Annotated in this window: 8 protein-coding genes; 7 read left to right on the top strand and 1 reads right to left on the bottom strand. The window is 52.6% G+C overall.

The annotated features are described in order from the left end of the window. Nucleotides 1-388 precede the first annotated feature (388 nt). Nucleotides 389-4627, bottom strand: a complete 4239-nt coding sequence (locus tag ACTNDI_RS10265) for an acyl-CoA dehydratase activase-related protein (protein ID WP_441100894.1) — start codon at nt 4625-4627, stop codon at nt 389-391. A gap of 292 nt (nt 4628-4919) precedes the next feature. Between ACTNDI_RS10265 and tgt the strand changes: the two genes are divergently transcribed. From tgt to ACTNDI_RS10230, 7 genes are all read left to right on the top strand, one after another. Next, on the top strand, nt 4920-6215 hold the full coding sequence (gene tgt / locus ACTNDI_RS10260) for a tRNA guanosine(34) transglycosylase Tgt (protein WP_441100893.1): 1296 nt from the start codon (nt 4920-4922) through the stop codon (nt 6213-6215). Between the two features lie 173 nt (nt 6216-6388). Next, complete coding sequence (gene yajC, locus ACTNDI_RS10255) at nt 6389-6709, top strand: preprotein translocase subunit YajC (protein WP_441100943.1); 321 nt, start codon at nt 6389-6391, stop codon at nt 6707-6709. 225 nt (nt 6710-6934) lie between these two features. Beyond that, nucleotides 6935-8029 carry a 3-isopropylmalate dehydrogenase gene (gene leuB / locus ACTNDI_RS10250; protein WP_441100892.1) on the top strand — a complete coding sequence of 365 codons (1095 nt, stop codon included), beginning with the start codon at nt 6935-6937 and terminating at the stop codon, nt 8027-8029. A 73-nt stretch (nt 8030-8102) separates the two neighbouring features. Further along, nucleotides 8103-9776 (top strand): dihydroxy-acid dehydratase, encoded by a 1674-nt coding sequence (ilvD, locus tag ACTNDI_RS10245; protein ID WP_441100891.1) that lies wholly within the window; start codon nt 8103-8105, stop codon nt 9774-9776. A gap of 227 nt (nt 9777-10003) precedes the next feature. Then, nucleotides 10004-11683, top strand: coding sequence for a biosynthetic-type acetolactate synthase large subunit (gene ilvB / locus ACTNDI_RS10240; RefSeq protein ID WP_441100890.1), 1680 nt, complete (start codon nt 10004-10006; stop codon nt 11681-11683). A gap of 403 nt (nt 11684-12086) precedes the next feature. Further along, nucleotides 12087-13172, top strand: coding sequence for a 3-phosphoserine/phosphohydroxythreonine transaminase (gene serC, locus ACTNDI_RS10235; protein WP_441100889.1), 1086 nt, complete (start codon nt 12087-12089; stop codon nt 13170-13172). Beyond that, nucleotides 13172-14338 (top strand): phosphoglycerate dehydrogenase, encoded by a 1167-nt coding sequence (locus ACTNDI_RS10230; RefSeq protein WP_441100888.1) that lies wholly within the window; start codon nt 13172-13174, stop codon nt 14336-14338. Before serC ends, ACTNDI_RS10230 begins: the two co-directional genes overlap by 1 nt. The last annotated feature ends 157 nt before the right edge of the window (nt 14339-14495 follow it).

The following is a 14495-nucleotide window of genomic DNA, read 5'->3' as shown; positions in this document are numbered from 1 at the left end:
AAATTGACAAGACAAGAATATTACATCAACTGTAAGTGGTATATGAGGCGGACCATCATTACAATGGTCTTAGGAAAGGATGGTGGTGACCATTATGAGTAATATTTTACAGGTGGACCGTCTGAAAACGACATATGGAAAAGGAGACAGCAGGACGGAAGCCTTAAAGGGGATTCCATTCGATACAGGCTTTGGGATAAGGCTTGTTTTCCATTTGTAAAGGGAGGGATAAAGCAGAAGAAGGCGGTTATCTGTGCGCCGATTGTCAAATATGGCAAGGAGGAACCGTTTCGGTGAATGGCAAGGAGGAGTCATTTTAGTGAAAGATAAACAAGTGGCTGCCACACGAAATAGTGTGGCAGCCACTTGCATGAACAAAATTTTCAGATCAGCTTTCCGCCTGCATATTTTTCATTGCATTTGTCAGCATCATCTTGATCCGGTTGAGCTGGTTGACCTCGGAAGCACCGGGATCGAAGTCGATGGCGACGATATTCGCCTTCGGGTATTCGGCGCGGATTTCCTTGATGACGCCCTTGCCGACGATGTGGTTCGGGAGACAGCCAAACGGCTGAATACATACGATGTTGTTGACACCACCGTGAATGAGCTCCATCATCTCGCCGGTCAGGAACCATCCCTCGCCGGTCTGGTTGCCGACGGAGACGATCGGAGACGCGTAATGAGCGAGCTCATCGATTTTCGCGGACGGCGTGAAATGCGTGCTCCGGATGAATTCATCGTTTGCAGCCTTGCGCAGCACGTTGACCGCGGCGATCCCGGCCTGTGTCAGAAGCATGGATTTCTTCTTCGTGCCATAATGGCGGTACTTGAACTTCGCGTTATAGAAGCTGTACATGAAGAAATCTACAAAGTCGGGTACGACGGCCTCGGCGCCTTCCTTCTCCAGCTGATCGACCAGATGATTGTTGGCGGCAGGGGCATATTTCACAAGGATTTCTCCGACGATGCCGACCCGCGGCTTGCGAAGACTTTCATCAACCGGCAGGCGGTCGAAGTCACGGATGATCGAGCGGCAGAGATTGGTGTAGCTGTGCCATCCGACCCTCCTGTTGGTCAGATAGTTGATGCAGATTTTTTCCCATTTTTTATGCAGGCGGTTCGCGGAGCCGGGAACCTTCTCATACGGCCTCATGCGGTACAGGCATTTCATGAAGATATCACCGAAGATTGCGGCATATACGATCCGGATCGCCATATCAGGTGTGATCTTGAATCCCGGATTGTCCTCCAGACCCACAAGATTCAGAGAGATAACCGGCACCTGCGGATATCCGCCCTTCTTCAGTGCGCGGCGGATGAAAGCGATATAGTTCGACGCCCGGCAGCCGCCTCCGGTCTGACTCATGATAATAGCTGTATGATCCGGATCATACTTTCCGGAATCCAGGGCATCCATGAACTGCCCGACGACCAGAAGAGAGGGGTAGCAGGCATCGTTGTTTACATAGCGCAGACCCTCATCAATGGAATGCCGGTTGTCGTTGTCCAGGACGTGGAGATGATAACCTCCGGTGTTGAAGGCGGCCTCAAGCAGACTGAAGTGTATCGGTGACATCTGCGGAGCCAGGATGGTATATCCCTCCTCCTTCATCTGCTTTGTGAATACGACCCGTTCCGCGGCGGAGTTGTGAATCTCGCGCGGCTGCGGATTCTTCTCTCTGGCGCGAACGGCGGCGAGAAGGGAACGGATCCGGATCCGGACAGCTCCCAGGTTGTTCACTTCGTCGATCTTCAGAACGGTGTAGATCTTGTTGCTGCCGGAGAGAATCTCATATACCTGATCTGTTGTTACGGCATCCAGACCGCAGCCGAAGGAGTTCAGCTGGATCAGCTCCAGGTCGTCTCTTGTCTTGACGAAGTTTGCGGCGGCATAAAGCCGGGTGTGGTACATCCACTGGTCGTTTACGCGCAGAGGCCGTTCGATCGGAGCAAGGTCGGAGATCGAATCCTCGGTCAGGACAGCAACGTCGTAGGAGGTAATCATATCCGGGATTCCGTGGTGAATCTCCGGGTCAATATGATACGGACGTCCAGCGAGAACAATGCCGTGATGATGGGTTTCCTCCATCCATTTGAGGACTTCCCTTCCCTTCTTGCGTACTTCATCGCGGACATTCGCCATCTCGACCCATCCGGCGTGGCAGGCCTCGCGGACCTCCTTTTCGGGAATGTCATGAAAGACCTTTACCAGCTCGTCTGCCAGGGTCTGCTCGGTGGTCATGGCCAGGAACGGATTCATGAAGTGGATGGACGGATCCTTCAGCTCATCGACGTTGTTCTTGATGTTCTCAGCGTACGAGGTAACGATCGGGCAGTTGTAGTGATTTACGGCTTCCGCGAATTCCTGACGTTCATAGGGAATACATGGATAGAAAATATTCTTCACACCCTGACGGATCAGCCAGGTGATGTGGCCGTGGCTGATCTTGGCGGGATAGCAGGCGGTATCACTTGGGATGGACTCGATGCCAAGCTCATAGATCTTCCTCGTGGAAGTCGGGGACAGGACAACGCTGTATCCGAGCTTTGTGAAGAAGGTGAACCACAGAGGATAATTCTCATACATGTTCAGAACACGCGGGATTCCGATTTTTCCGCGCGGAGCCTCGTCCGCGGTCAGAGGCGTGTAGCCGAAGATGCGGTTGTATTTCCACTCGTACATGTTCGGAATATGGTGCGCGTTTTTCTGTTTTCCAATGCCGCGCTCGCAGCGGTTACCACTGATGTACTGGCGGCCGCCGGAGAAGCGGTTGATGGTCAGGCGGCAGTGGTTTGTGCAGCCCTTGCAGTAGGCGCTCTTTGTGGAGTACTGCAGAGTATTGATCTTGTCGATGGGAAGCATTGTGGTTTCCCTGCCTTCGCAGCGGTCGCGGGCGATCAGGGCGGCGCCGAAGGCACCCATGATTCCGGCGATGTCCGGGCGGACTGCCTCGCAGTCTGCGATGCGTTCAAAGCTCCTGAGGACTGCGTTGTTGTAGAAGGTACCGCCCTGTACGACGATGTGGCGGCCAAGCTCCTTCGCGTCGGAGACCTTTATTACCTTATAAAGGGCGTTCCGGATGACGGAATACGCGAGTCCGGCAGAGATGTCGGCTACGGTCGCGCCCTCCTTCTGGGCCTGCTTCACGCGGGAGTTCATGAATACCGTGCATCGTGTTCCGAGGTCAATCGGGTTCTCTGCGAACAGAGCCTCCTGCGCAAAGTCCTTGACTTCATAGCCCAGAGAATTCGCGAAGTTCTCGATAAAAGAACCGCAGCCGGAGGAGCAGGCTTCGTTCAGCTGGACGCTGTCGACGGCGTGATCGCGGATCTTGATGCATTTCATGTCCTGACCGCCAATGTCGAGGATGCAGTCTACATCCGGATCAAAGAAGGAAGCGGCGGTGTAGTGCGCGATGGTTTCGACTTCGCCCTCGTCCAGCATGAGGCCGGATTTGATCAGCTGTTCCCCGTAACCGGTGGAGCAGGAATAGGCAATCCGCGCGCCCTCAGGAAGCTTGCTGTAGATGTCCTGGATGGCGCGGATCGAGGTGGCCAGAGGATTTCCGTGGTTATTGTCGTAGAAGGAGTAAAGGAGTTTTCCGTCCTCGGAGATCAGCGCCGCCTTTGTTGTGGTGGAGCCGGCATCGATGCCGAGATAACAGTTTCCCTTATAATCCTCGAGATTGCCGGTTTCGACCTTATCCCGGTTGTGACGCTCGATAAATTCCCGGTATTCGTCTTTATTGGCGAAGAGCGGAGCCATGCGGGCAACTTCCATCTGCATCTTGACACCGTGGCGCAGACGCTCTTTCATATCGGTCAGAGAGTACTCCACGTCCTCCTTGGCATTCAGAGCGGATCCGAGAGCGGCGAAGAGATGAGAATTTTCCGGAACGATGGTATGTTCCTCGTCGAGGTTCAGAGTGCGGATGAAGCATTTGCGAAGCTCAGAGAGGAAATGGAGCGGACCTCCGAGGAAGGCAACATGGCCGCGGATCGGTTTGCCGCAGGCAAGACCGGAGATGGTCTGGTTTACCACCGCCTGAAAAATGGATACAGACAGATCTTCCTTGGTCGCGCCCTCATTGATCAGCGGCTGAATATCTGTCTTGGCGAAGACACCACAGCGTGCGGCGATCGGGTAGATTGCCTGATAGTGCTTGGCGTATTCGTTCAGTCCGGTTGCGTCCGTCTGCAGAAGAGAGGCCATCTGGTCAATAAAAGAACCGGTTCCTCCGGCGCAGACGCCATTCATTCTCTGCTCGATATTTCCATTCTCAAAGTAGATGATCTTCGCGTCCTCGCCGCCGAGCTCGATGGCAACGTCGGTCTGAGGAGCCTGGAACTGCAGGGCGGAGGAAACGGCGATAACCTCCTGCATGAACGGAACATCGATGTTCTGAGCGAGGGCAAGGCCGCCGGATCCGGTGATGACCGGATGAATCTGGACGTTCCCCGTTATCTTCTCCGCCTCTTCGAGAAGATCCGCGAGGGTCTCCTGAATTTTAGCAAAATGTCTCCGGTAGTCGGAGAACAGGATGTGTTTTTCCAGGTCCAGGACGACAATCTTGACCGTTGTGGAACCGATATCAATACCTAATGTATAGTTTAAATCTGACATACAATTTTACTCCTTTATATTCAGAACGATTATACGACAAGGATTTTTTAAAAACAACAGCAAGGGTATCGGCCAAAAATGAAAAAATGGTAAAAAACATGGGCGGAAACGCAGGGTTTAGGACACATCCGTAAAACTGGGGTTCTGATTTTGCACAATATAATGGAGCACTTGACATTGCCTGCGCAGACATCGGGGAAGGGAGCGAGACACTTGCGGGCATCGGGTAAATCCGTTATGATAAATTGTAAACAGATGATATTGCAGGTATTTTCTGCGGAAACGGAGTATTATGGCAGAGTATAAACTGATAAAGGTAAGCGGCAGAGCGAAGCGGGCGGAGTTCAAAACCGTGCATGGTACGGTGCAGACGCCGGTTTTCATGAACGTGGGTACGGTGGGAGCCATCAAGGGGGCGGTCTCGACCGAGGATTTGGAGCGTCTCGGGACGCAGATCGAGCTCTCCAACACCTATCACCTTCATGTGCGTCCGGGAGACGAGGTGGTCAAAAAGCTCGGCGGCCTTCATAAGTTCATGTCCTGGAACAAACCGATTCTGACGGATTCGGGCGGGTTCCAGGTTTTTTCCCTGGCAGATTCGCGAAAGATCAGGGAAGAGGGTGTCACCTTCCACTCCCATGTGGATGGAAGGCTGATCTTCATGGGCCCGGAGGAGAGCATGCAGATTCAGTCGAATCTCGGCTCAACGATCGCGATGGCCTTTGATGAGTGCCCGTCCAGCGTTGCGACCAGGAAATATGTGAAGGAGTCCATTGACCGGACGTACCGGTGGCTGATCCGATGCCAGAAGAAAATGCGGGAACTGAACCAGAGAGAAGATACCATTAATAAGGAACAGCTTCTGTTCGCGATCAATCAGGGGGCGGTTTATCCGGACCTCCGGATTGAGCACGCGAAAAGAATCCGGGAGCTGGATGCCGACGGCTACGCGGTCGGTGGACTGGCGGTCGGTGAAACACATGAGCAGATGTATGATATTCTGGATCATGTGGTGCCGGAGCTTCCGCAGGACAGACCGACATATCTGATGGGAGTCGGCACGCCTGCGAACATCATCGAGGCGGTGGACCGGGGCGTGGACTTTTTCGACTGCGTCTATCCGAGCCGGAACGGGCGTCACGGGCATGTGTATACCCACAGGGGACATCTGAATCTGATCAACGCGCAGTATGAGCTGGACAGCCGGCCAATAGAGGAGGGATGCCAGTGTCCGGTGTGCCGCAGGTACAGCCGGGCTTATATCCGCCACCTCCTGAAAGCAAAGGAGATGCTGGGAATGCGTCTTTGCACGGAGCACAACCTGTACTTCTACAACCATCTGACACGGGAGATCCGCAGCGCGATCGAGGAGGATCGCTGGGATTCCTGGAAGAGAAAAGCACTGGATGATCTTCGGGAGGAGGAAGAGAAGCATGAGGCGATGAAGCAGCCGAAGTATTACCAGAAGGTCGCCAATGAGAGAATATTCCGGAAGGAACAGGGGGATACCATGAGGGATCCGCATGATACCGTAAAGGAAGAACAGATGAAAGAGGAACAGGCAGTTCGTCAGGAAACGGAGAAATGAACAAAAGTCAGTTTAGACGGGTGCGAAATTTGTGAAAACTCCATAAAATAGCTTGTCACCCGGTTTAATATCATGTATTATTATTTTTTGACAGTTATATCCGAAATCAATTACAGGGAGGAATCGTTATGATTTTTGCAAGTTCAGCTTCGGGTTCAGGCAGCGCGCTCAGCATGATCATTCTTCTGGTCGCTATGTTCGCGCTGATGTATTTTATGATGATCCGTCCGCAGCGGAAAGAGCAGAAGAAGATGCAGGCAATGCTCAGTGCCATGGAGATCGGCGACGCTGTTGTGACGACCGGAGGATTCTATGGAATCATCATCGATATCAGCGAGGACGATGTCATCGTAGAGTTCGGCAACAACAAGAACTGCCGGATTCCGATGCGCAAAGAGGCGATTGCACAGGTTGAGAAGCCGGAGCAGGCGGCTGCAGCGAAGGAAGAAAAGGCTGCTGCGGCAAAGACTGCGGAGAAGGACGCAAAGAAATAATCGGAAGATCAGATTTTCAGGCACAGGAGCGCAGGTTTCTGTGCTTTTCTTTTTTTGTCGGGTTATTTCGGAGATTCGGCTTTTTTTGCCGGTTGAAATGATACTTGAATTGAAGTATTATATAAACTACGAGTCAAGTATAAGTTGAATGAATGTACACATAGATGGTTTAACAGGACTTATATTAAATTATCAAAATATCAAAAGAAGAGGTGAACCTGATTCATGGAGTTTAAAATTGGTTTAATTCACGGGGACGGCATCGGACCCGAAATCGTAAACGAGGCACAGAAGGTTCTGGACGCGGTTGCCGGAAAGTATCATCACACCTTTCATTATACAAATCTTCTGCTCGGAGGAGCATCCATCGACGCAACGGGACTTCCCCTCACAGAGGAGACAGTGGCGGAGGCCAGGACCTGCGACGCGGTTCTGATGGGATCGATTGGCGGAGACGCGAAGACCTCTCCATGGTACAGGCTGGAGCCGTCGAAACGCCCGGAGGCGGGTCTGCTTGGTATCCGCAAGGCGCTGGGGCTTTTCGCGAATCTTCGCCCGGCTTACCTGTACAATGAACTTCGGGACGCCTGCCCCCTGAAGGATGAGATCATCGGGGATGAGGGCTTCAACCTGATTATTGTGCGGGAGCTCACCGGAGGCCTTTATTTTGGCGCGCGAGAGACAAAGGACGTTGACGGCGTGGAGACAGCGGTTGATACACTCAGCTACAATGAGAATGAGATCCGGAGGATCGCGAAGAGAGCCTTCGAGATTGCCATGAAACGGAACAAGAAGGTGACCGAGGTAGACAAGGCGAATGTGCTGGATTCCTCCAGACTGTGGAGAAAGGTGACGGCAGAGGTCGCAAAGGAATACCCGGAGGTTACCTATGAGAATATGCTGGTTGATAACTGCGCGATGCAGCTGGTCCGCGACCCGAAGCAGTTCGATGTCATCCTGACGGAGAACATGTTCGGCGACATCCTTTCGGACGAGGCAAGCATGGTGACCGGATCCATCGGAATGCTTTCCTCCGCCAGCCTGAACGAGACGAGCTTCGGCCTGTATGAGCCGTCGCATGGCTCCGCGCCGGACATCGCCGGCAAGAATATCGCGAACCCGATCGCGACCATTCTCTCGGCGGCAATGATGCTCCGCTATTCCCTGAATCTTGATGAGGAGGCGGATGATGTGGAGTCGGCGGTTGAGAGAGTTCTCGCCGACGGATACCGGACAGGAGACATCTATTCCGAGGGCACGACGAAGGTGAGCTGCTCTGGAATGGGAGACGCCATCACGGCGATTCTGAAGGAAGCGTAAGAAACGAAATCGAGATGCCGGGTTTCTCCGGCGCAAGAGGATAGATAAGTACGATTAGATGGGAGAACGGATTATGAATAGTGATCATGTTACGAAGGGTATGCAGGCGGCGCCTGCGAGAAGCCTGTTCAATGCACTTGGATTTACACCGGAGGAGATGGAAAAACCGTTAATCGGCATCGTCTGCTCCTACAATGAAATCGTTCCGGGTCACATGAACCTGGATAAGATCGCTCAGGCGGTGAAGATGGGTGTCGCCGAGGCGGGCGGAATGCCGGTGATGTTTCCGGCGATAGCGGTCTGTGATGGTATCGCCATGGGCCACATCGGAATGAAGTATTCCCTGGTTACCCGTGATCTGATCTGCGATTCCACGGAGTGCATGGCAATCGCGCATCAGTTCGACGGACTGGTGATGATTCCGAACTGCGACAAGAATGTTCCGGGTCTTCTGATGGCGGCTGCCCGCATCAACATCCCTACCGTTTTCGTCAGCGGCGGCCCGATGATGGCCGGACATGTCTACGGAAGGAAGAGAAGCCTCTCTTCCATGTTTGAGGCAGTAGGCTCCTATGCGGCAGGCAAGTTCACCGAGGAACAGGTATCGGAATATGAGAGAAAGGTCTGCCCGACCTGTGGATCCTGCTCCGGCATGTATACCGCGAACAGCATGAACTGTATCACCGAGGCACTTGGTATGGGGCTTCAGGGCAACGGAACGATCCCGGCGGTATATTCCGAGAGGCTCCGCCTCGCCAAGCACGCTGGCATGAAGGTCATGGAGATGCTGGAGAAAAATATCCGTCCCCGCGACATCATGACAAAGGAAGCGTTCCTGAACGCACTGACAGTTGATATGGCGCTCGGCTGCTCCACCAATACCATGCTTCATATCCCGGCGATCGCACATGAGGCAGGATTTGATTTTGACACAGAGCTGGCAAATGAGATCAGCGAGAAGACACCGAACCTCTGCCATCTCGCACCCGCAGGCGCTACCTATATGGAAGACCTGAACGAGGCGGGCGGTGTCTATGCGGTGATGAATGAGCTTTCCAAGAAGAATCTTCTGAATCTCGACTGCATGACCGTAACCGGCAAGACTGTCGGCGAGAATATCAAGAACTGCATCAATAAGGATCCGGAGATCATCCGTCCGATCGATCATCCGTTTATGGAGAAGGGCGGACTTGCTGTACTCAAGGGCAACCTGGCTCCGGACACCGCAATCGTAAAACAGTCCGCTGTACTTCCGGAGATGATGGTGCATGAGGGCCCGGCAAGGGTATTCGACTGTGAGGAGGACGCGATCGCTGCGATCAAGGGCGGGAAAATCGTTCCCGGCGACGTGGTTGTGATTCGCTATGAAGGACCGAAGGGCGGCCCGGGTATGAGAGAGATGCTGAACCCGACCTCGGCGATTGCCGGCATGGGTCTTGACTCCAGTGTCGCGCTGATCACAGACGGGCGTTTCTCCGGCGCTTCCAGAGGAGCTTCCATCGGTCATGTCAGCCCGGAAGCAGCGGTTGGAGGACCGATTGCCTTTGTGCACGAGGGAGACATCATCAGCATCGATATTCCGAATCACAAGCTCGACATGAAGGTGAGCGATGAGGAAATCGCCAGAAGAAAGGCAGAGTGGGTTCCGAGAAAGCCAAATGTGACTACCGGATATCTTGCGCGTTATGCGGCTATGGTGACCAGCGCAAACCGCGGAGCAATTCTCAAGACGCCGGATGCAGAATAAATCTCAGGAATAGATCTCGCGGACGCAGGGTTTATTTAAACCTCAGGAATAGATATCGCGGACGCAGGATATATTTAAATCTCAGGAATAGATATCGCCGGACGCAGGATATATCAGAAATAAATCCTGCTGTATATAGAATTAATCTCAACAAAGCTCACAGAAAAAGACGCAGACTGCCGGGTGCGGCGCACCCGTGCAGCGCTACATGAAAGAGGGATATTGACATGCAGTTAAATGGTTCACAGATCGTCATCGAGTGCCTGAAGGAGCAGGGAGTGGATACCGTCTTCGGATATCCGGGCGGAGCCATTCTGAATATCTATGACGAATTATATAAACATCCGGAAATCCATCATATTCTGACTTCTCATGAGCAGGGAGCCTCTCACGCAGCGGACGGCTATGCGAGAGCGACTGGCAGGGTTGGCGTATGCATGGCAACATCCGGACCCGGAGCGACAAACCTGGTAACCGGCATCGCGACGGCCTACATGGATTCTGTTCCGATCGTGGCAATCACCGCGAACGTCGGAACCAGCTACCTCGGAAAAGACAGCTTTCAGGAGGTTGATATCACCGGAATCACCACACCCATCACGAAATACAGCTCAATTGTCAAGGATGTGACCCGCCTTGCTGACACCATCCGGCGCGCGTTTGCCATCGCAAAGAGCGGAAGACCGGGACCGGTGCTTGTAGATATCCCGAAGGATATCACGGCGGCTGTCTGTGATTTTGAGAGAAAAGAACCGGAAAATCCGGAACCGGACAGAAACGTAAATCAGAAAGATCTCGCAAGGGCTGTGGAACTGATCAATGCTTCAAAGCGTCCGTACCTGTTTGTGGGAGGGGGAGCGGCGATTTCCGGCGCGCAGAAAGAGGTTATCGAACTTGCGCATCGTATTCAGGCACCTGTCTGTGACACCCTGATGGGAAAGGGAACCTTCCCGGGTACGGATGATCAGTATATGGGAATGCTCGGCATGCACGGCACGAAGGGCGCGAACCTCCTCACTTCGGAGTGTGATCTTCTGATCGTTCTGGGAGCCCGCTTTTCAGACAGGGATGTGGGTTCACCGAAGACCTTCGCGAAGCAGGCAAAGATTCTTCAGATTGATGTAGATCCTGCGGAAGTGAACAAAAATGTTGTCGTTGATGCGAGCGTATCCGGCGATATGAAGACAGTTCTGGATGAACTCCTTCCGGAGATCAGGGAAAAGTCGAATCCGCAGTGGACGGAGGAGATGCACCGGAAGCAGAAACTGGTCAATGACTATGTGCCGGAGGACCGTCTCACGGCGCAGTTTGTCATCCGGAAGATTTATGAGATCACAAAGGGGCAGGCGATTATCTGCACTGATGTGGGACAGCACCAGATGTGGGCGGCTCAGTATTACAAGTATACGGAACCGAGGACTCTGATTACCTCCGGAGGACTTGGAACGATGGGATATGGACTCGGTGCGGCGATTGGAGCGAAGTGTGGAAGACCGGACAAAACGGTCATCAACATAGCCGGGGACGGCTGTTTCCGCATGAATATGAACGAGATTGCCACGGCTGCCCGAAGCGGCATTCCGGTGATTGAGGTTGTGATCAACAACCATGTGCTCGGAATGGTCCGCCAGTGGCAGAACCTGTTCTACGGACAGCGTTACTCCAACACAATACTGGATGACAAGGTCGATTTCGTCAAGGTGGCGGAAGCGCTCGGCGCAGAAGGTGTACGCATCACGAAGGCAGAGGAATTTGCGCCTGCTCTTGAGAAGGCAATTGCTGATCAGAAGCCTGTCGTGCTCGACTGTGTCATAGATCCGGACGACAAGGTTTCTCCGATGATCCCGGCCGGCAAGCCGAATGATGAAATATACGATCAGAAAGACATGGAGAACTGGAACAAATAAAATCAGCGCATTGTATATCCGGCAGGGCGGCAGTATTTGCGGCTCTGCCGTTTTTTTATGCGAACAGTGAGCCGCAGCCGAATGCGAAGTATTCGTGTGCGGCGAGCGTCGCGATAGCGAGATAAAACTCGCGCAGCGTGTTTTATCTCGTTTAAGATGTGCCTGATCATGAAAAAACGGCAGAGGCGTGTTATATTCATCGGAGTTTTAGCAATTCTGCCCTGCTGATCTCGTGTAAATGGCAGGGATGGGATTACACGGTTGTTCTGTTATCTCCGGTTATCCCCGGATCTCCGGATTTTGCGTGTTCGGAGATTGACAAGCGTTTGTTAGAAGTTTATCATATTAAAGTGTCTTTCATACGAGAGACTGCATACTAGAATTTTACCAGGAGGATATCAAAATGAGCAGAGTTTATAATTTTTCGGCCGGACCGGCTGTTCTTCCGGAGGAGGTTCTGAAGGAAGCACAGGAAGAGATGATGGACTACCGCGGCTGCGGAATGTCGGTCATGGAGATGAGTCACCGATCTAAAATGTTCGATGATATTATCAATGAAGCCGAGCAGGATTTCCGCGAGCTTGTCGGAGTTCCGGACAATTATAAGATTCTGTTCTTACAGGGCGGCGGAAGTCTTCAGTTTGCGCAGATTCCGATGAATCTCATGAAGAACCGTGTCGCTGACTACATCATCACCGGAAACTGGGCGAAGAAGGCATACCAGGAAGCTCAGATCTACGGAAAGGCAAATGCGGTTGCTTCCTCCGAGGATCAGAACTACACCTATATCCCGGACTGCTCCGACCTTCCCATCGATGATGACGCGGATTATGTATACATCTGCGAAAACAATACCATTTACGGAACAGAGTACAAGAAGCTTCCGAACACGAAGGGAAAACTCCTTGTGGCGGATGTTTCCTCCAATTTCCTGTCACGCCCGATCGATGTTGAGAAATACGGTCTCTTCTTCGGCGGCGTTCAGAAGAATGTCGGACCTGCGGGAATGGTTATTACCGTAATCCGCGATGACCTGATCACGGACAGCTGTCTGCCGGGTACGCCGACGATGATGAAATATAAGACGCAGGCGGACAAGAATTCTCTGTACAACACGCCGAACTGCTGGTGCATCTACATCTGCGGAAAGGTCTTCAAGTGGCTGAAGAAAAACGGCGGACTTGAGGCGATGAACGAGCGCAATGAAAAGAAGGCAAAACTCCTCTATGATTATCTCGATCAGTCAAAGCTGTTCAAGGGCACAGTTCGGAAAGAGGACCGTTCTCTGATGAACGTTCCGTTTGTAACCGGAGATAAAGATCTGGATGCAAAGTTTGTCGCCGAGGCGAAGGAGGCCGGACTGGAGAACCTGAAGGGCCATCGTACTGTCGGCGGAATGCGCGCTTCCATTTACAATGCGATGCCATACGCGGGTGTTGAGGCTCTCGTGAAATTCATGGGTGAGTTTGAGAAGGAGAATCTGAAATAATGTACCAGTACAATTGTTTGAATAATATTTCAAAAGTCGGTCTTCAGCGATTCAGCGACCAGTACAGGGAGACAGACCGGTTCGAAGACGCAGATGCCGTTCTGGTCAGAAGCGCAAAAATGCATGATATGGAGTTTGGAGGCAAGCTTCTGGCAATCGCCCGCGCGGGTGCCGGTGTCAACAACATTCCGCTTGAGAAATGCGCAGAGAAGGGAATTGTTGTGTTCAACACTCCCGGAGCCAACGCGAATGCCGTAAAGGAACTGGTCATTGCGTCAATGCTTCTGGCATCCCGTGACATTATCGGCGGCATCGAGTGGGTAAGAGCAAATCACGAGGATGAAAATATCGGCAAGGACGCGGAGAAAGCCAAAAAGCAGTTCGCCGGAACCGAGATCAGCGGGAAGAAGCTGGGAATCATCGGACTTGGCGCGATCGGGCAGCTCGTAGCGAATGCGGCGACACACCTCGGGATGGATGTCTACGGCTATGATCCTTTCCTGTCGGTCGATGCCGCATGGAACCTTTCCAGAACGATACGTCACATTCAGGATGTCAATGAGATCTACAAGGAATGCGATTTCATCACCGTTCATGTACCGGCGACTGACAGCACCAGAGGCATGATCAGCCGTGAGGCAATCGAGATGATGAAGCCGGGTGTTGTAGTCATGAACTACGCGCGTGATATTCTGGTGGACGAGGATGCGATGGTCGATGCCCTGAAAAGCGGCAAGGTCAGAAGATACATGACGGATTTTGCCAATGACAAGATCATCAATGCGCCGAACACCATTATTACCCCTCATCTCGGAGCTTCCACTGAGGAAGCTGAGGACAACTGCGCGGAGATGGCGGTTAAGGAGCTCAGAGATTTCATTGAGAACGGAAATATCAGCCATTCTGTGAATTATCCGAACATGAACAATGGCATTCTGCGTGATGCGGCGCGTCTGTGCATCTGCCACAGAAATGTGAAGGACATGATCCGAAGATTTACAAGAATCCTCTCAGATGAGGGATTTAATATTGCGAACATGGCGAACAAGAGCCGCGGTGATTTCGCTTACACGGTCATCGATCTTGAGTCGCCGGTAAATGAACAGGTGATGACGAAGATTGAGGCTACCGACGGTGTGCTGAAGGCAAGAGTCATCACAAGATAAGTGGCACAAAAAGGATGAAACCCCGGAAAGAAATTTCCGGGGTTTCTGCGGTGTGCCCGGCGGGCGCACGTTCTAATGGGTGAGAGTCCCTGATCCGCCCGGCAGTGGGAAGGATGCAGCTGAAAGCAAGGGCGTCATCGTGAGGTGAGGTCTGAAG

Source organism: Bilifractor sp. HCP3S3_D3, from assembly GCF_052063915.1.
Classification (GTDB): domain Bacteria; phylum Bacillota; class Clostridia; order Lachnospirales; family Lachnospiraceae; genus Bilifractor.
This window is presented reverse-complemented; position numbering and strand designations above follow the sequence as displayed.

Excerpts from the sequence above, each read along its gene's own strand:
- ACTNDI_RS10265 (WP_441100894.1), bottom strand. The coding sequence starts at position 4,627 with ATGTCAGATTTAAACTATACATTAGGTATTGATATCGGTTCCACAACG.
- tgt (WP_441100893.1), top strand. The coding sequence starts at position 4,920 with ATGGCAGAGTATAAACTGATAAAGGTAAGCGGCAGAGCGAAGCGGGCG.
- yajC (WP_441100943.1), top strand. The coding sequence starts at position 6,389 with ATGATCATTCTTCTGGTCGCTATGTTCGCGCTGATGTATTTTATGATG.
- leuB (WP_441100892.1), top strand. The coding sequence starts at position 6,935 with ATGGAGTTTAAAATTGGTTTAATTCACGGGGACGGCATCGGACCCGAA.
- ilvD (WP_441100891.1), top strand. The coding sequence starts at position 8,103 with ATGAATAGTGATCATGTTACGAAGGGTATGCAGGCGGCGCCTGCGAGA.
- ilvB (WP_441100890.1), top strand. The coding sequence starts at position 10,004 with ATGCAGTTAAATGGTTCACAGATCGTCATCGAGTGCCTGAAGGAGCAG.
- serC (WP_441100889.1), top strand. The coding sequence starts at position 12,087 with ATGAGCAGAGTTTATAATTTTTCGGCCGGACCGGCTGTTCTTCCGGAG.
- ACTNDI_RS10230 (WP_441100888.1), top strand. The coding sequence starts at position 13,172 with ATGTACCAGTACAATTGTTTGAATAATATTTCAAAAGTCGGTCTTCAG.